The organism is Streptomyces sp. NPDC005423 (assembly GCF_040606415.1).
In the GTDB taxonomy this organism is placed as follows: domain Bacteria; phylum Actinomycetota; class Actinomycetes; order Streptomycetales; family Streptomycetaceae; genus Streptomyces.
Map to the genome: position 1 here is coordinate 59048 of NZ_JBEXET010000005.1, position 18453 is coordinate 77500.

The window sequence follows — 18453 nt, forward strand, 5'->3', positions numbered from 1 at the left end:
CGGAAAGTGCGCAGTGCACTGTCGCGGCAGATATTCGAATCCGTTCCAGAGTGGCACAGCCGCCGCCACGGCCGAGTAAGCAGAATTCGCAGGCGCCGGGGCGAAAAACCAACGCACCGCGTCCTCGTGAATGCACTTGTCGCGGATGCAGGCGGGGCCGGGGGGCTCGTAGGTTCCTTTTCACGGGGCAGACCGGTCACGCCGTCCGGTCGACCAGTGGTCCTAATGCGGAGGTCACGTGTCAGCGACACCCAAGCGCCCAGGTGCGTGCAGGATCGCCGTACTCGCCAGCAGGGTCGGTGCGGACGAGAAAAGACTGTTCGACGCATTCGACCGGCGCGGTGTCCCCTTCGACCACGTCGACACGCGCGGACAGTGGTTCCTGGCCGGTGAGCGCGACCTGCCCTGGGAGCTCGCGCTGAACCGGGAGATCGGCCAGGTCCGCGCGGCCTACGCGGCCCGTTGCCTCGCCTCGGCGGGGGTCGACGTGGTCAACAGCGCGGAGGCGACCGAGGTGTGCGGCGACAAGTGGCGCTCCACCCTGGCCCTGGAAGCGGCCCGGGTACCGACCCCGCGCACCGCGCTCGGCCTCACCCCGCAGGCCGCGCTGGCCGCCCTGGACTCCATCGGCTACCCGGCGCTGATCAAACCGCTGGTCGGCTCGTGGGGCCGGCTGGTGGTGCGGCTGCCCGACCGCGCCAGTGCGGAAGGTGTGCTGGAGTACGCCGCCGCGCTGTCCGGTCCGCAGTCGCACCTCGGATACGTGCAGGAGCTGATCGACAAGCCCGGCCGGGACATCAGGGTGATCGTGGTCGGCGGTGAGGTGCTGGGCGCCGTCTACCGGACCGGTGAGTCCCTGCGTACCAACGTGGCGCTCGGTGGCCTGACCCGGCCGTGCGAGGCGACACCGGAGATCACCAAGCTCTCCCTCGACGCCGCCGCCGCCGTCGGCGCCGACATCGCCGGCGTCGACCTGATCGAGGACCGCGACGGCCGGCTGCTGGTCCTGGAGGTCAACCACCGGGTCGAGTTCACCGGTTTCCAGTCCGCTCTCGCCGACCGGGTCGACGTCGCGGACCACATCGTCGGCCATCTACTGGAACGAGCGCAGCGATGAACTGGGCGTTCACCTCGTCGGGCACCGTCACCGAAACCTACGCCGCGGGACTTCTGCGCACGATGCTGGAGATCCCCTCCTCGTCCTACCAGGAGCGCGCGCTCGCCGACTACCTGGCCGAAGCGATGACGCACCTGGGGTTCCAGGCGCACATCGACGGGGTGGGCAACGTGATCGGGGTGATCGAGCACGGGCCCGGCCCGACCGTGATGTTGCTGGGGCACCTGGACACCGTCTCGGGCCGGCCCCCGGTCCGCTCCGAGGACGGCAAGCTCTACGGCCGTGGCGCGGTCGACGCGAAGGGACCGCTCGCGGCGATGATCTGCGCCGCGGCCGGCGCGGCGGGCTTCCCCGGCCGGATCGTGGTGATCGGCGTCGTCGAGGAGGAGACCCCGCGCTCGCGGGGAGCGATGGCGATCCGGGCCACCCACGACCGGCCGGACGCGCTGATCATCGGCGAACCGAGCGGCTGGTCGAGCGTGGTGCTCGGCTACAAGGGCAAGCTCGATCTGCGGTACACCGTCTCCTGTCCCGCCACACACCCGAGCAATCCCGCGCCGAAGGCGTCCGAACTGGCCGTCGCCTGCTGGAACGCGCTGGTCGAACTGCTCGGGCCGGACGCGAGTCACGACGTGTTCGGCCGGCCGGGGGCGACCCTCTGTCAGCTCAACGCCGACCTGACCACGGCGACGGCGGACCTCAGCATCCGCATCCCGCCCGGATTCGACGTGGACGCGCTGGTGAGCGGGGTGCGTGCCCGTCTCTCCGCCGGCAAGCTCGACGTGCTGAACTCGGTGGCCGCCTGCCGCGTGGGCCGGGCCGACCCGGTGGTCCGCGCGCTGGTGTCCGGCGTCCGGCGACTGCACGCCCAGCCCCGGCTGGTGGTGAAGACGGCCACCTCGGACATGAACACCCTCGCCGAGGTGTGGGACATCCCGATGGCGACGTACGGCCCCGGTGACAGCAGCCTCGACCACGCCGACGACGAGCACATCGTGCTGTCGGACTACATGCGTGGCATCGACGTACTGGCCATCGCCCTCGCGGAGTTGGCGCACCTGCCGGTGCGCTCGGACGACCCGGCGACCGGCGCGCCGCTGCCCGAAAGGACCCCCAGGTGACCGACATGACCCAGCGCCTCGCCGCGCTGCCCGCGGAGCGCCGCGCACAGTTCCTGGCGCGGCTGAGGGAGCAGGCGGAAGCCGCGGCGAGGCGGGGCCCGACGTCACGCGGTGACACAGGTCCGGCCCCGCTGTCGTACGCGCAGGAGACCCTCCGGTTCCTCGACCGTCCGGCGCCGGACGGTCCTGTCTCCGGCAGGCCGCTCTGCGTGCGCCTGCGGGGCGACCTGGACGCGGACCTGTTGCGCTCGGCGCTGGCTGGGGTCGTGGCCAGGCACGAGGCGCTGCGGACCGCGATCGTGACGCGCGAGGGCGGCCCCCTCCAGGTGGTCGCGCCCGGGGTCCCGGTCGAACTGCCGCTGGTCGAGGCGGAAGGCGACGACCAGGAGCAGCGGCTCGCCGCCGCGCGGGCCCTGGTCGAGAGCCGGGTCAGGACACCGTTCGACCTCGGCAGGACGCCGATGTGGCGCGCGATGCTGGTCAGGGTGGCGCCGGACGACCACCTGTTCCTGCTCGACGTGCCCCAACTCCTGTGCGACGCCTGGTCGCAGGGGGTCCTGATGCGTGAACTCGCCGAGTTCTACCGGTCGTTGCGCGACGGCGACGCACCGCGGCTGCCCGGCCTTCCGGTGCAGTACCCGGACCACGCGGTGTGGCAGCGCGACCGGCTCGACAGCGGCGCCCTGGACATCTTGGCCGGGTACTGGCGGGAACGGCTGGCGGGCGTCGAGGTACTGGAGTTCCCGACCGACCGGCCACGCGGTGACACACGGACCTTCGCGGGCGCCGGCGGCAGCTTCCCCGTGGGGCACGAGGGCCTGGAGCGGGCGAGGGAGCTGGCCCAAAAGGAGGGCGCGAGCCCCTTCGACGTCCTCGTCGCCGCGTTCTTCACGCTGCTGCACCGCTACTCCGGCCTCGACGACCTGGTGATCGGCTCGCCGGACTCCAACAGGCGGTACGACGCCGTGTCGTCGGTGATCGGACTCTTCACCGACCTGCGGGTGCTGCGCGCGGACCTCTCCGGTGACCCGACCTTCCGCGAGGTGGTCCAGCGGGTCAAGCGCGTGTCCGCCGAGGCGCGGGAGCGGGGCGGCCTGCCGTTCGACAAGCTGGTCGAGGCGCTGGACCCGGTCCTCGATCCGTCCCGCTCACCGGTCTTCCAGATCGTGTTCGGCGTGGAGCAGGCGGACCCCACGACCGCCCTGCCCGGCCTGGTCACCTCGCGGGAGACCGTCCGGACCGGCACCTCCCGGTTCGACATGAGCTGGCACCTGGCCGAGCAACAGGCCCCCGGCGCCGACGCGTTGCTGGACATCGAGTTCAACTCCGACCTGTTCGACGCCGAGAGTATCGCCAGGTTCGCCCGGCACTACGACGGACTGCTGCGCACCCTGACCGCCGCCCCGGACGCTCCGCTCTCCGCCGCCGAGGTACTGAGCCCGCGGGACAAGGAGTTCCTCGCCGAGGTCGGCAGCGGCCGGATGCGGCCGATCCGCGAGACCACCGTCGTGGAACAGTTCCAGGCCCGCGTCCGGGAGTCGCCGGACAGCGTGGCGGTCGTCGTCGACGGCGTCGAGACCGGCTACGCCGAACTCAACTCCCGTGCCAACCGGCTCGCCGCCCTGCTGCGCGGGCGCGGCGCCGGGCCGGGCACGCGGGTCGGCCTCTGTCTGCGCAGGAACGTGGACCTGACGACCGCGATCCTCGCGGTGCTCAAGACCGGCGCGGCCTACGTGCCGCTCGATCCGGCGCATCCCCCCGCGCGGGTCGCGGAGATCGCCGCCGACGCGGGGGTGCGGGTGGTGCTGGCACACGCCGAGGCCGGCCGGACGGTGGGTGAGGTCGGCGCGCCCGTCGTGACGCTGGACGAGGTCCGCGAGGAACTGGCGGGGATGCCCGACCACGATCCGCCGCTCGCGGCGGAGCCCGGTGACGTCGCGTACGTCATCTACACCTCCGGCAGCACCGGCCGGCCGAAGGGGGTGCTGCTGGAGCACCGGGGCGTGGTCAACTTCATCGACTCCACGCGCGACCTGTTCGACCTGACACCGGCCGACCGGGTGCTCGGGTTCGCGTCGGTGACCTTCGACGTCTCCGTGTTCGAGACGTTCTCGGCGCTGCTGACCGGAGCGCGCCTGTGCCTGGCGACCGACGACGAACGGCTCTCCATCGACCGGCTCCAGTCGCTGATGGAGCGGGCCGGCGTCACCGTCATCGACCTGCCTCCGACCGTCATGCCGCTGCTGGCGCCCGAGAGGTTCACCGATCTGCGGATCGCGTTCGTCGGCGGCGAGGCGTTCAGCGGCGAGCTGGTGAACCGGTGGAACCCGGGCAGGCGGCTGTTCAACGGCTACGGGCCGACCGAGTGCACGGTGACGATGATCGTGGAGGAGTGCCCCGGCACCTGGGACGCCTCACCGCCGATCGGCCTGCCCATGGCCAACCACGTGGCGCACGTGCTGGACCGCGACCTTCGTCAGGTGCCGGTCGGTGTGCCGGGCGAGCTGGTGATCGGCGGGGGCGGCCTGGCCCGCGGCTACCTCGACCGGGACGAGCTGACCGCGGAGAAGTTCGTCACCGACCCGTTCGGCACCGCGCCCGGTGGACGCCTGTACCGCACCGGAGACCTGGTGAAACGCCTGGCGGACGGACGGCTGGTCTTCCTCGGCCGGCTCGACCAGCAGGTCAAGATCCGCGGACTGCGGATCGAACTCGGCGAGGTGGAGTCGGCGTTGACCGGCTTCGAGGGGATGGGGCCGGTCAGCGTACGGCCGTGGACCGACGACTCCGGTGACAAGCACCTGGTCGGCTATCTGACGGGCGTCACCGAGCAGTTGGTGCCGGCGGTGCGCGAGCATCTCGGCACGCTCCTGCCGTCGTACATGGTCCCGTCGTACTTCGTGGTCCTCGACGAACTCCCGCTCACCAGCAGCGGCAAGGTCGACTGGCGCAGGCTGCCCGCGCCGGACCCGAGCCGTGCGGGCGGCGGGGGCGACGACGAGGCGCTCACCACGACGGAACGCGGGCTGCTGCGCGAGGTGCTGGCCCCCCTGCTGCGCGACGACCGGCTCGGCGTGCACGACGACTTCTTCCTGGCCGGCGGCAACAGTCTCCAGGCCGTACAGCTGATGTCGGCGATCAACCGCCGGTTCGGGGTGGAGATCGCGCTCGGCGACTTCTTCGTCTCGCCCACCGTCGCGCACCTCGCCGCCACCATCGACACCGTTCGCGCCGCACGGCGCGACGACGACGATCCGCTCACCGCGCTGGAGCGCCTCTCCGGCGAGAAGGCCGCCCGGACCACGGCGACGAGTGACGACCGGGCCCCGGTGGTGATGCGTCGGTCGGGCCCGGCGGAGCTGGTCCTGCTGCACCCGTCGGGCGGTGCGCTGTTCTGCTACGTCCCGCTGGTCAAGGCGTTGCGCGAGGACATCGGCGTGATCGGTTTCGCCGCCGATCCACGAGACGCCGACGTGGCTCCGGAGGACGGGATGGCGGCGACCGCCGCCAGGATCGCGCGGGCGCTGACCGCGCGCGGCCTGCCCCGGTCGTGCTGCCTGGCCGGCTGGTCCTACGGGGGTGTGCTCGCCTTCGAGGTCGGCCGGCAGATCGAGCGGGAGACCGGGGTACGTCCGCCGGTGGTCCTGCTGGACGCCGCCTACGACGAGGACACCGTCGCGCTCGACGAGTCGACGGTGCGGCAGCGGTTCGTGCACGACGTCGCCAGGCTGGCGGGACGCGACGGCCCGGCGGTGCGCGCGGTGCTGGACGACCCGGCCGTCGGGGTGGCCGGCATCCGGCGGACACTGACGGAGCTCGGCATCGAACTGGACCTCACCGAGCGGGAGTTGGCCTCCCGCTTCGAGACCTTCCGGTCGTGCGCCCTGTCGATGCAGGCGTACCGCCCACCGGGCCCGTACGGCGGACCGGTCACGGTTCTCACCGCCTCGCCCGGCTCGGCCGCGGAGGAGCAGTGGCGGACGGTGTCGACGGGCCGGTTCCGGGTCGAGAGCGTGCCCGGCGACCACTACACCCTGTTCAGCCAGCCGGCGTTGGGCCGGGTCGTCGCGGCGATCGAAGAGACGCTCGCCTCTTGAGGAGACGTACATGCGGTTCGGGTTCACCGAGGATCAACAACGGTTCCGGGCGGACGTGCGGAAGACGCTGCGCTCCCCCGAGGTACGTGCCGCGGCGGCGGCGGCCACCGGCGCGGACGGTGTCGAGCCGGACGCGCGTCCGCTCTACCGCCTGCTCGGAGAGGTGGGACTGCTCGCCGTGCACTGGCCCGTCGAGTTCGGCGGGGAGGGCCGTCCGCTCACCGATGCCGCGATCGTCGCCGAGGAACTGGTGCGGGCGGGGGTGCCGGACACGTTCCATGTCAACACGATCCAGATCGTCGGCCAGTTCGTGCTGATGGCGGGCAGCGACGAGCAGAAGCGGCGGTACCTGCCCGCGCTGGCCCGCGGCGAGAGTTTCGCCTCGGTGCTCTACACCGAACCGGACGCGGGATCGGATCTCGGCGCGCTGCGGGCCGTGGCCGAACCGGACGGCGACGGCTACCGGATCACCGGCACCAAGGTGTTCAGCCTCAAGACACGCTTCGTCGACCTCGGGCTCTGCGCGGCCCGTACGACGCCCGGTGCCGGGAAGTACCAGGGGATCAGTCTCTTCCTGGTCGACCTGGGCGCCCCCGGTGTGGCGGTGTCGGTGATATCCGGCGTCGGCGACGAGCACTTCCACCGGGTCGACCTCGACTCGGTCGCGGTGCCGGGCGCCGACCTCCTCGGACCGCGGGACGAGGGATGGCCCCTGCTCAACGAGGCACTGGCCATCGAACGCACCGGCCTCGACTACCACCTCAAGGCCGAGCACTGGCTGGAGGCCGCGCTGGACGTGCTGCTCGACCGCGAGGCGGACTCCCCGCACGACGCGCACCTCGAACAGATCGGCCGCTGGCACGGCGCGCTCGCGGCCGACCACGTCCTCGCCTGGGAGGTGCTCACCGGGCTCGCGGCGGGCCAGGTCGACCAGGTCTCGGCCGCCGTCGCCAAGTACCACAGCAGCGAACTCGCCCAGGGCATCGCAGGGTGGGCCGCCGGACTCCCCGGCCCCGCCCAACGGGCGGACCGCACCGGGGCGGCACTGACCCTGGACTCCGCCTACCGGGAGGCGCCGGGGCTCACGCTGTCGGCGGGGACCTCCGAGGTGATGCTCCAGATCATGGCCGCCGAGTTCGACTCCATCGGACAGGAAGAGCACTGACATGGACCTCACCCCCGATCCGCTCGTCGTCCAGTTGCGCAAGGCCCTGCGTACGGGCCTGGCCGGCGTCCCGGTCCGGATGGAGCTGCACGGCGCGCCGGTGGCCGACGGAGCCGGTGGCCCCGCGCGGGCGGTCCTCGACGGCCTGGGCGCGGCCGACTTCGAACGGCCGGCCTCCGCCGGCGGTCTCGGCCTCGGTCTGACGGCCGGGGTGCTGGTCAGCGAGGAACTCGGCCGCGCCGCGTGCGGCAACCCCTACCGGGCCGACGCGCTGGCAGCCGACCTGGGTGGTCCGGCGGGCGCGGCGCTGGCCGGACTGGAAGCGCTGCCGGCCGGCACCGGGGTCACCGCGACCGCGCGGGCGGGCGGCTGGGAGCTGACCGGCACGGTCACGGTGGACGACGCGGGGCCGGGGCCGCTCCTGGTGGCTGTCAGGGCAGGCGGCGAGCCGGTGCTCGTCGCGGTGCCCCGCGGTGCGACCGGCGTCCGCGTGGAGGCCGGGTGCTGGCCGCCGGTGGTCCGGTTCGAGGCGACGCCGGTCGCCGGAGCGGACCTGGTCGGAAGGCTGGACGACTCGCCCGCCGGGCCGCTCGCGCGGGCGCGGCTCCGGCAGGCCGCCTACCTGCTGGGTGTCGCGGGCGGCGCGTACCGGATCGCGGTGCGCTATGCCGGTTTCCGGCGGCAGTTCGACACCAGGCTGCGTGATCTGCCCGCCGTCTCCTTCCCGTTGGCGCGCGCCGGGGTGGCCCTGCGCGCGACCAGCGCGGCGGTGTACCGGGGGGCCTGGCTGGTGGACTCGGACGCCGAGCGGGACCAGGTCGGCGGCGCGCCGGTCATGGCGCTGGCGACGGCCGCCGAGACCGCGCGCGACGTCGTGCGGGTGTGCATGCAGAGCTGCGGGGTGCGGGCGATGACGGCGGAGCTCGGTCTGCACCGGTACTTCCGGCTGGCCGCGGCGGAGTCCACCCGGTACGGCGATCCCGCCGCGCTGTGGCGGCTGGTCGGGGCGGCCCGCCTCGACGAGGCCAGGCGCACCGCCGCCGCCGGCACAGGACACGGGGTCGCTGTGGCGGCGGGCGGGGCGCGGTGAGGGGTCAGCCGGCGCGCAGTACCAGGCGCGCCTCGGAGTCCTCGTCGCCGAAGGGGTGTTCCGCGGAGTGGATGAGCCCGGAGCGGTAGGCCAGGGACACGAGTTCGGCGCGGTCGCGGACTCCGAGCTTGGTCCGTACCCGGTAGAGGTGGGTACGGACCGTGGCCTCGCCGATGACCAGTTCGCTGGCCACCTCCTCGGTGGACATGCCCTGCGCGACCATCCGGGTCACTTCCCGTTCCCGCTTGGTCAGTTCGGTCACCTCCGGGCACGGTACGGACTCCTGCGGCTCCGGCCGCTCTCGGAACCAGGTGACCAGGCGTTGCGCGATGTTCGGTGCGAGCATGGTCTGTCCGGCGGCCGCCGCCTGGATCGCGGTGGTCAGCTCCTGCGGGCTCGCGTCCTTGCCGAGCAGGCAGCTCACGCCGGCGTGCAGCACGTCGCTCACCGTCTTGTCGGCGTCGGACGCGGTGAAGACCACGATGTTGGGCGGTGTGTCCTCCTTGCCGAGCCTGCGGATCATCTCCAGCCCGGAGATGGTCCGCAGGTTCAGATCGGTGACCACGACATCGGGGCGCGCGGTGCGCGTGAGGACGATGGCCTCCATGCCGTTGTCGGTCGTGCCGATCACGTCGATGTCCGGTACCGCGTCGAGCAGGGTCCGCAACCCGTCCGCGATGACCGGCAGTTCGTCACAGATGATTACCCGAATGGTCATGGTGTTCCGCCTCGACAAGGATTGGGAGGAAGCCTCGTGGGTCAGGAAAGGCATCGCGCTGGGGAGGCGGCGCGTGATCTCGCGTGGTCCGCCCCGGGGAGCGACTGATCACGCGGCGCCGTGCGGGTGGGCGGCGGTGGCTGTCCGGGCGGAGGTGACAGGGCCGCGACCCGCGGTCGCGGCCCGTCGGTTCAGCCGTTGCCGTTGTTGTCACCGGTCCCGAAGGCGGCCACGTCCGTCAGCGGGGCGACGGCGGCCGTGCGGTGCTTGACGGTCTCCGAACCGTGGGCGGCGGCGGTGAGTCCCCCCAGGAACGACCCAAGAGCGAGGACGGAGGCGGCGATGCGGGTGACGCGCATGTATGAGCTCCTTCGGGATGACTGGCCCCTTTGACTCCGCCGATACTCCCCAGTCGTCTTCCCTGCCCGTTCCCCTCTCGACACCCGCGCGATACCCACGCCGTCCGCACCGGCCGCGGCGCGCCCTTCCGGACGGCGCCGGGCCCGCCCGGGCGCCCGGAGCGCAGGGCTCACCGGGCGGTCACCGGCACTCTCATGAGGGTGAAGAGACGTTCCGCCTCGGCACGGTGCTGCTCGGCCGCTCGGCGGTCCCCCTGGGCGTCGGCGGTACGGGCCAGACCCCACAGCGCGCATGCCTCGTCGTAGCGCAACTCCATGCGGCAGGCGATCTCGTGGGCGAGCAGCTGCTGGTCCCGCGCCGTGCTCAGGACGCCCCGCGCGTACAGCGCGCGGCCGGCCGAGAGGTGCACGGTGGTGCGGTGGATGTCGTCGGTGCTGCGGGTGATCTCGGCGAGCGCGTGGGCGGCGCTGGTCGCCGCCTCCTCCGTCTTGCCCATGCGCACCAGTACGTCCGTCCTGCGGGCGAGTACGAGCGGCAGTACGGAGGGCATGTTCATGTGCCGGCACCGCTCCAGCGCCGCGTCAGCCCGGGCGAGGGCCTCGTCGAAGCGGCCCAGGCCCTCGTTCGCCTGGGAGAGGTTGCTCAACGCGTCGACGGAGAGCTGGACTTCCTGGATCGAGTCGAAGATGGCCAGCGCCCGCTCCGCCGACTCCGCGGCCTCCTCGAACAGACCGAGCCGCCCCTGGATCAGGCTCAGTGTGCTCAGCGACGAGCCGTCGAGCCGGGTGAAGCCGAGCTCCTGTGCGGAGCGGTTGGCCTCCGCGCTCAGCCGCAGGGCGCGGTCCAGCTCCCCCAGGCTGTTGTACGCCTGCCCCAGCCGGGCCCGGCACTCCGCCTCGCTGTGCGCGTCCTCCATCAACTGGGAGAGATCCACGGCCTCTTCCAGCTGGGCGACGGCGTCGCGCAACTGACCCAGCCGCCACTTGCCCATGGCCAGGTTCATGAGGTTCAGCCGGGTCAGCGGCCGGTCCCCGAGCTGCCGCGACGCGCTGACCCCCTTCTCCAGCACGGCGTTGGCGCGGCTGTCGTAGCCGCGGATGCTGGAGTGGAAGCCCAGTTCGCGGGGGAGCCGTGCGGCGTGCCAGAGCAGTCCTCTGGTGGAGGCGGCGTCGACGGCCAGCAGCAGACTCTCGCGGTGCTGGTCGAGCCACTGGAGCGCCGCCTCCTTGTCGTCGAACTCCTCGTGCGTACGGTGCTCCTCCCCGTGGTCGCCGAAGTGGCGCCGCCCGGGGAACAGGACGTCGCAGGCGCGTTCCGCGGTGTGCAGGTAGTGGTCGAGCAGCCGCTGCACCGCCTGCCCGTCCTCCGGCACCTTCTGTCCCTGCGCCACCCGGTGCACGAAGCTGCGCACCAGGTCGTGGAAGGCGTACACGCCCGGCTCCCGGGCTTCCAGCAGCCGTACGTCCACCAGCTCTTCCAGCACGTGCTCGGCGGTCAGCGCGTCGGTGTCCAGCAGGGCGGCGGCCTCGTCGGCGTCCAGGTAGCGTCCGGGATGGTGTCCCAGGAGCCGGAAGGCCGTGCGCTGTTCCTGGGGCATGGCCTGGTAGGACAGCAGCAGCGCGCTCGCGACTCCCCGCCCCTCGCTGTCGAGTTCGTCCAGACGGCGCTCGTGGTCCCGCAGCCGGTCGACGAGTCGCTGGACGGTCCAGCGGGGACGGTTCGCCAGCCGGGCGGCAGCGATCCGGACCGCCAGCGGAAGTCCTCCGCACAGCCGCAACAGCTCACGGGCGGCCTCCGGTTCCCTCTCCACCCGCTCGGCACCGAGGGCGTTGCGCAGCAGTTGGTAGCTGTCCAGCTCCGGAAGGGCGCCCACGGAGAGCCACTCGGCACCGTCCAGACCGGTCAGCCGAGGGCGACTGGTGATCAGGACCAGGCTGTTGGAGGAGGCGGGGATCAGCGCCCGGACCTGTTCGGAGGCGGCCGCGTTGTCCAGGACCAGGAGCATGCGCCGGCCGCGCATGAAGGACTGCCACAGGGCGGCGCGTCCCGCCGGCACCATGGATATCTCGCTGCTGGGGAGGCCGGCGGCGGCGAGCAGGTCGCCCTGTGCCTGGAAGGCGCTGAGCGGCGTCTGGCCCGGGGTGAAGCCGTGCAGGTCGATGAAGAGCCGGCCGTCGGGGTACTGCTCGGCCAGTTGATGTGCCACGTGGATGGCGAGTGCCGTCTTGCCGCCGCCGCCCATGCCGTCGATGGCCAGGACCGTCGGTGACTCCTGCTGGGTCCGTCCGGCCGCCTCACCGATCCACTTCAGTTCGAAGGTCCGGCCGGAGAAGTCCGGCACGTCGAACGGCAGCGCGTGCGGGGCGGCGGTGACCGGCTGGTGGGCCCGGGGGGCGGCGCGTTCCGGCCGGGCGAGGGCGGGGTCCTGGCGCAGGATGCGTTCGTGCAGTTCGGTCAGTTCGGTGCCGGGGTCTATCCCGAGTTCGTCGGCCAGGTGGTCTCTGGCGCGGGCGAACTCGCCCAGGGCGGCGCCCTGTTGGCCGGAATGGTAGAGGGCGAGCATCAGCCGGCTGCGCAACGTCTCGCGCAGCGGATGCTCCTCCACGAGGGCGCGCAGCTCACCGGTGATCTCGGCCGCCTCGCCCGCCTCGATGCGCAGTTCGTAGAGCCGTTCCGCGGCGGTGAGCCGCTGTTCCTCCAGAACCGTCGAGGCGGCGTCGACGACGCGACCGCCGGACCCGGCCAGCACCGGTCCCCGCCACAGCGCCAGCGCCTCACGCAGCCGTACCGCGGCCCGGTCCGTCTCACCGGCGTCCAACGATTCCCTGGCCTGTCGCAGCAGCGCCTGGTAGCGCAGCAGGTCGAGCTGCCCGGCGTCGACGACCGCGCGGTAGCCGGGCCCGTCGGTGACGATGACCTCGGACCCGTGCGGGATGAGGCGGCGCAGTTTGGCCACCGTCTTGCGCACCTGGTGCTCGGCGCTGTCCGGCGGCGCCTCGTTCCAACCGGCCATCACCAGACGGGAGATGGGCACCACGCGCCCTGCCTCCATGAGCAGCACAGCGAGAACTCGCCGCTGCAGGGCGCCGTTGACGAAGACGGGATCACTGCCGCTGCGGACTTCCAGGGACCCCAGGACGTTGAATTCCGGCCTGGGACCGGCAGTGCCTCCAGTGTCACTCGATGTCGCGGCTCGCACCCTGACCTCCCCCGTCAGTGATGAGATGGGACGCACCTCAGCGCGAGAGTAAATCATCTCCCCGGCAACACGCACCTGTTATGTACACTTCAGCAGTGCTTCACCGTGCTTCCGCGTAGCTCAGGAGGAGGGGTCAACTACGCAGTGCGCACTACCTGGTTGGCCGGATGTCGACCATGAGGTCCTGCCGCGCCTTGGAGAGCCGTTCACGCGTGAGCTCCGGGGTGTCACCCTCCACCACGACGTAACCGCGCCGCGCGCGGGGGTCGTTGAGGGGCGGGATCCAGTCGCCGGGGGTGTACGGGAAGCGCGCGCCACGGACCCACGGGGTCACCGCGATGTCCTCCGTGCCGGTGTACGTCTCCAACTGCCCCTCGGGCAAAAGGAAGAAGCCGATCTCCGCGTACCGGGAGGGGCTCGGAACGACCGGGGCGTCGCCCAGGAGTCCCGTGAAGACCGCCGCCTCGAAGTCGAACCCGCAGGCGATCTCGACGAGCAGGGGGATCCGGTCGGCGCCCAACTGCGGCCGGCAGGAGACGATCCGCGGCCCGTCGGGCATCAACGCCACCTGTGTGTGGGCCGGGCCGAAGCGGTATCCGCTCCCTTCCAGCCACGCCACCACGACCGTCTCGATCACCTTGCGTTCATCGTCGGTCAACGGCGCCGGATGGAGGTAGCCCGTCACGAGGAAGTGCGGTGGCCCCGCCGTGCGTTGCGCGGTGACGCCCACGACGTGGTGGTACCCGTCCACGGTGAGCGTCTCGACGCTCAGCCGGGGAGCGTAGGCGGGAGCCCGTTCGCGGACCTGGAGCCGCTCGTACACCTCCGGGGGGTTGGGGGAGAGCCCCAGCCGCCACGCCTCCTCGACCACCGGCAGGACGGAGCTGCCGTGTCCGCAGTGCAGCACGGCGTCGACGCCGGCCCGAAGCGCGGTGCGGGTGATGGTCTCGCGCAGCCGGGCCCGGTCGGCGAAGCCGGTGAGCAGCAGCTCTTCGGAGACCTCCTCGATGCGTGGCGCGAAATCGGCCTCCAGCTGGAGCGGGTCCCATATCGACCAGATACGGAATCCCAACTCCGCACCCCTTCGCGCAAGCTGGTGACTCGGCATCACCAGGAGCAGCCTGACCTGCGAACTCCTTGAGGAGGGTGCACACATACGCGTCACTGTGCGCCGCCGTCTTCCCTTCCCGTTCCCTTTCCCTTCCCCGCCGGACCGTCGCGGCCGGCGCGCCGTTCGCGCCGAGGGGTTCGTCATCATGCCGCCGCCCGACGCCCGTTCGCAATCGGCTCGACGGGCGTGGCGCGCAACAGTTCCCACGAGATCTCCGGACGGCGGGACCGGTTCGGCCCCGCCAACGGGCCGGGGACCGGAGGGGGCGACGTACGCGTCCTCGCCCGTCACCCGCTAGGCCAACCGTGTGAGCCGGTGGCGAACGTATCGCCGGACAGGGCGCGTTGCCTACGATCCTCACATGGTCGACTTCCGTCTCGAACGCACGGCTCCGCTCCCTCTCGACGAGGCCTGGCGCCGGCTCACGGAGTGGCCTCGCCACGCCGACGCGGTGCCCCTGACCCGCGTCACCGTGAAGACGCCCGGTCCGACCGGTGTGGGCACGGTCTTCGTGGCCCGGACGGGGATCGGGCCGTTCCGCTTCGACGACCCGATGGAGGTCACGGTGTGGCGGCCGCCGGCGGACGGGGTGGCCGGGCTGTGCCGGCTGGAGAAGCGGGGACGGTGGGTCACCGGCTGGGCGGAGATCGAGGTACGGCCGGGGCCGGGGGGTCGCAGTCGGGTGGTCTGGCACGAGGAGTTGAGGGTGGCCATGGTGCCGTCCGCCTTCGACCGGCCCCTCGCCTGGGCCGCCCGGTCGATGTTCGGACGGGCGGTCAACTCGTTGCTCCGCGCGGCGTGAGGAGTCAGGCCACCGACCCGATCGGTCGCGTGGATCCCGTGGTTCGCGTGGATCCCGTGGTTCGCGTGGGTGCCGTCGGCCTGGCGGGCGTCTCACGGTGGATCGGGGTGTGGGCGCCGGTGAGGGGGAGGCCGCTGCCGCCGCGCCGGTCGGCGACGATCTCCGAGGCGATCGACAGGGCCGTCTCCTCGGGGGTACGGGCGCCCAGGTCGAGACCGATGGGCGACCTCAGCCGGGCCAACTCCCCTTCTGTGACGCCGACTTCGCGCAGGCGCCGGTGGCGGTCGAGGTGGGTGCGGCGCGAGCCCATCGCGCCGACGTAGGCGACCGGGAGGCGCAGGGCGAGACGGAGCAGCGGTACGTCGAACCTGGCGTCGTGGGTGAGGACGCAGAGGACCGTGCGGGCGTCGACGTCCGTGCGCTCCAGGTAGGTGTGCGGCCACTCGACGACGATCTCGTCGGCCTCCGGGAAGCGGGTACTGGTGGCGAACACCGGGCGGGCGTCGCACAGCGTCACGTGGTAGCCGAGGAACTTGCCGACGCGGACCAGGGCCGACGCGAAGTCGATCGCCCCGAACACGATCATCCGGGGCGGCGGCACGGAGGATTCGACCAGGACCGTGAGCGGGGCGCCGCAGCGGGAGCCCTGTTCGCCGATCTCCAGGGTGCCGGTGCGGCCCGCGTCCAGGAAGGCGGCCGCCTCGGCGGCGACCGTGCGGTCCAGTTCGGGGTGGGCGCCGAAGCCGCCGTCGTAGCCACCACCCGGTCCACCGCCGTAGCCGCCGTCGGGGCGTACGACGAGTGCCCGGCCGAGGAGGTGCGCCGGGCCGGCGACGATGCGGGCGAGCCCCGCCGCCCGGCCGTGCGCGACGGCGGCCAGCGCGGTCCTGAGCACCGGGCGGGCCGGGTCGGCGGCCCGTACCGGTGTGACGAGGATGTCGATGACCCCGCCGCAGGTCAGGCCGGCGGCGAAGGCGTCCTCGTCGCTGTGCGCGAACCGTTCCAGGACGGTGTCGCCGTCCGTCAGGGCCTGGCGGCAGAGCTCGTAGACGGCGCTCTCCACGCAGCCGCCGGAGACCGACCCGATCGCCGTGCCGTCGGTGTCCACCGCGAGGGCGGCGCCGGGCCGGCGGGGTGCGCTGCCGCCCACCGCCACCACGGTGGCCACGGCGAAGTCGCGACCCTGCTCGACCCACCGGTGCAGTTCCTCGGCGATGTCCAGCATCTCTGTCTCCTCCTGAGGTTCACAGGGTGGGGTCGTGGGCCGGTGGTGCGCGACCCCGGAGGTCACGTGCCGGTCAGGTGTTCCGGCCGGACCGGCGTCCTGTTCAGTTCCAGCCCGGTCGCGTTCCGGATGGCCGCGAGGACCGCCGGGGTGGACGACAGGGTGGGGGCCTCGCCGACGCCGCGCAGCCCGTACGGGGCGTGCTCGTCGGCGAGTTCGAGCACGTCGACCGGGATGGTCGGCGTGTCGAGGATGGTGGGGATCAGGTAGTCCGTGAAGGAGGGGTTGCGCACCTTCGCGGTTCTGGGGTCGACGATGATCTCCTCCATGACCGCCATGCCCAGGCCCTGGGTCGTACCGCCCTGGATCTGGCCGATGACGGAGAGCGGGTTGAGCGCCTTGCCGACGTCCTGCGCACAGGCCAGCTCCACCACCTTGACCAGGCCGAGTTCGGTGTCCACCTCGACCACCGCGCGGTGCGCGGCGAAGGTGTACTGGACGTGGCCGGAGCCCTGTCCGGTACGCAGATCGAAGGGCTCGGTGGGGCGGTGGCGCCACTCGGCCTCGACCTCGACGGTCTCGCCTTCGAGGACGTCGGCCAGGCCGGCGAGGACCTCGCCGCCGTCGGTGACCACCTTGCCGCCCTCCAGCAGGAGTTCGGCGGTGGCCCAGGCCGGGTGGTGGGTGCCGAACTTGCGGCGGCCGAGCTCCAGGACCTTCTCGCGCACCAGCTCGCAGGAGTTCTTGACGGCGCCGCCGGTGACGTACGTCTGGCGGGAGGCCGAGGTCGAACCGGCGCTGCCCACCCGGGTGTCGGCGGGACGGATGGTCACCTGGGCGACGCCCAGTTCGGTGCGGGCGATCTGCGCGTGGACGGTGACCCCGCCCTGGCCGACCTCCGCCATCGCGGTGTGCACGGTGGCGACCGGCTCGCCGCCGACGACCTCCATACGCACCTTGGCCGTCGAGTAGTCGTCGAAGCCCTCGGAGAAGCCGACGTTCTTGATGCCGACCGCGTAGCCGACCCCGCGTACGACGCCTTCGCCGTGCGTGGTGTTGGACAGGCCGCCCGGCAACTGCCGTACGTCGGCCGCCTCTCCGGCCGCCAGCCACTGCTGTTCCGGTGGCATCGGCATCGCCTTGACGCGGCGCAGGAGTTCGGCGACCGGCGCCGGTGAGTCGACGACCTGGCCGGTCGGCATGACGGTGCCCCGTTCCATCGCGTTGAGCTGCCGGAACGCGACCCGGTCCATGCCCACCGCGTCGGCGAGCCGGTCCATCTGGGCCTCGTAGGCGAAGCACGCCTGCACCGCGCCGAAGCCGCGCATCGCGCCGCAGGGCGGGTTGTTGGTGTAGAGGGCGATGGCCTCGATGTCGACGTTGTCGACGACGTACGGACCGGCCCCGAGCGAGGAGGCGTTGCCCACCACGGCCGGGGAGGCGGACGCGTAGGCGCCGCCGTCCAGGACGATGCGGGCTTTGAGGTGGGTGAGTCGGCCGTCCTTGGTGGCGCCGTGTTCGTAGTGGAGCTTCGCCGGGTGGCGGTGGACGTGGCCGAAGAAGGATTCGAAGCGGTTGTAGACGATCTTCACCGGCCTGCCGGTGCGCAGGGCGAGCAGGCAGGCGTGGATCTGCATCGACAGGTCCTCGCGACCGCCGAACGCGCCGCCGACGCCGGAGAGGGTCATCCGCACCTTGTCCTCGGGCAGGCCGAGCACCGGCGCGATCTGGCGCAGGTCGGAGTGGAGCCACTGGGTGGCGATGTAGAGGTCGACGCCGCCGTCCTCGGCGGGCACCGCGAGACCGGACTCGGGGCCCAGGAACGCCTGGTCCTGCATGCCGAAGGTGTACTCGCCCCGGACCACGAAGTCGGCCCGGGCGGCGGCCTGTTCGACGTCGCCCCGCACGATCGGCTGCCGGTGGACGATGTTCGGGTGCGGGACGTGGCCGATGTGGTGGTCGGTGCGGTTGTCGTGGACGAGGATCGCGTCCGGCGCGGTCGCGGACGCCTCGTCCGTGACGACCGGGAGTTCGCGGTACTCGACCCTGATCTTCGCGGCGGCGCGGCGCGCGGTCTCGGGGTGGTCGGCGGCGACGATCGCGACCGGCTCCCCGTGATGGCGCACCTTGCCGTGGGCGAGGACCGGGGTGTCCTGGATCTCCAGACCGTAGGTGCGTACGGCGGTCGGCAGGTCGTCGTAGGTCAGCACGGCGTGGACGCCGGGGGTCTTGAGCGCCTCGGCCGTGTCGATGGAGACGATCTCGGCGTGCGCGACGGTCGAGCGCAGGATCTGGCCCCAGAGCATGTCCTCGTGCCACATGTCCGACGAGTACGCGAACTCGCCGGTGACCTTGAGGGTGCCGTCCGGGCGGAGCGTGGACTCGCCGATGCCGCCCTTGGTCCTGCTGCCCTGGGTGAGAGTGGTGGGTGTGCCGGTGGTTCCCATG

At 72.2% G+C, this 18453-nt stretch carries 12 protein-coding genes; 6 read left to right on the forward strand and 6 right to left on the reverse strand.

Annotated features, from left to right (window positions below):
* Positions 1-238 precede the first annotated feature (238 nt).
* From ABZT12_RS09290 to ABZT12_RS09310, 5 genes are read left to right on the forward strand one after another with little or no spacing between them, the layout of a single operon-like run.
* Positions 239-1117: a RimK family alpha-L-glutamate ligase gene (locus ABZT12_RS09290; protein ID WP_356379878.1), complete on the forward strand. Its 879-nt coding sequence runs from the start codon at positions 239-241 to the stop codon at positions 1115-1117.
* Positions 1114-2238, forward strand: coding sequence for a M20/M25/M40 family metallo-hydrolase (locus ABZT12_RS09295; RefSeq protein ID WP_356379881.1), 1125 nt, complete (start codon positions 1114-1116; stop codon positions 2236-2238). Before ABZT12_RS09290 ends, ABZT12_RS09295 begins: the two co-directional genes overlap by 4 nt.
* A 5-nt stretch (positions 2239-2243) precedes the next feature.
* A complete protein-coding gene (locus ABZT12_RS09300; protein ID WP_356380263.1) occupies positions 2244-6335 on the forward strand; it encodes an amino acid adenylation domain-containing protein in 4092 nt (1363 codons plus the stop codon).
* A 10-nt stretch (positions 6336-6345) separates the two neighbouring features.
* Positions 6346-7500 carry an acyl-CoA dehydrogenase family protein gene (locus ABZT12_RS09305; RefSeq protein ID WP_356379884.1) on the forward strand — a complete coding sequence of 385 codons (1155 nt, stop codon included), beginning with the start codon at positions 6346-6348 and terminating at the stop codon, positions 7498-7500.
* 1 nt (position 7501) lies between these two features.
* Entirely contained in the window at positions 7502-8590 is a 1089-nt protein-coding gene (locus ABZT12_RS09310) for an acyl-CoA dehydrogenase family protein (protein ID WP_356379887.1), read from the forward strand.
* Positions 8591-8594: 4 nt separating this feature from the next.
* On the opposite strand, the gene ABZT12_RS09315 is transcribed toward ABZT12_RS09310, so the two are convergent.
* The 4 genes from ABZT12_RS09315 to ABZT12_RS09330 form a co-directional block, all read right to left on the reverse strand.
* A complete protein-coding gene (locus ABZT12_RS09315) occupies positions 8595-9308 on the reverse strand; it encodes a response regulator transcription factor (protein WP_356379890.1) in 714 nt (237 codons plus the stop codon).
* A 191-nt stretch (positions 9309-9499) separates the two neighbouring features.
* Positions 9500-9667 (reverse strand): hypothetical protein, encoded by a 168-nt coding sequence (locus ABZT12_RS09320; RefSeq protein ID WP_356379893.1) that lies wholly within the window; start codon positions 9665-9667, stop codon positions 9500-9502.
* A 170-nt stretch (positions 9668-9837) separates the two neighbouring features.
* Positions 9838-12702, reverse strand: coding sequence for a BTAD domain-containing putative transcriptional regulator (locus ABZT12_RS09325; RefSeq protein WP_356379896.1), 2865 nt, complete (start codon positions 12700-12702; stop codon positions 9838-9840).
* Between the two features lie 316 nt (positions 12703-13018).
* A complete protein-coding gene (locus tag ABZT12_RS09330; protein WP_356379899.1) occupies positions 13019-13939 on the reverse strand; it encodes a phosphoribosylglycinamide synthetase in 921 nt (306 codons plus the stop codon).
* Positions 13940-14339: 400 nt separating this feature from the next.
* Here ABZT12_RS09330 and ABZT12_RS09335 point away from each other — a divergent pair, with 400 nt between their 5' ends.
* On the forward strand, positions 14340-14780 hold the full coding sequence (locus ABZT12_RS09335) for an SRPBCC family protein (RefSeq protein ID WP_356379902.1): 441 nt from the start codon (positions 14340-14342) through the stop codon (positions 14778-14780).
* A gap of 4 nt (positions 14781-14784) precedes the next feature.
* Here ABZT12_RS09335 and ABZT12_RS09340 read toward each other — a convergent pair whose 3' ends face one another.
* Together ABZT12_RS09340 and ABZT12_RS09345 are read right to left on the reverse strand one after the other, a co-directional pair.
* Positions 14785-16005: an XdhC/CoxI family protein gene (locus ABZT12_RS09340; RefSeq protein WP_356379905.1), complete on the reverse strand. Its 1221-nt coding sequence runs from the start codon at positions 16003-16005 to the stop codon at positions 14785-14787.
* A gap of 62 nt (positions 16006-16067) precedes the next feature.
* Positions 16068-18452 (reverse strand): molybdopterin cofactor-binding domain-containing protein, encoded by a 2385-nt coding sequence (locus ABZT12_RS09345; protein ID WP_356379908.1) that lies wholly within the window; start codon positions 18450-18452, stop codon positions 16068-16070.
* Between the last annotated feature and the right edge of the window lies 1 nt (position 18453).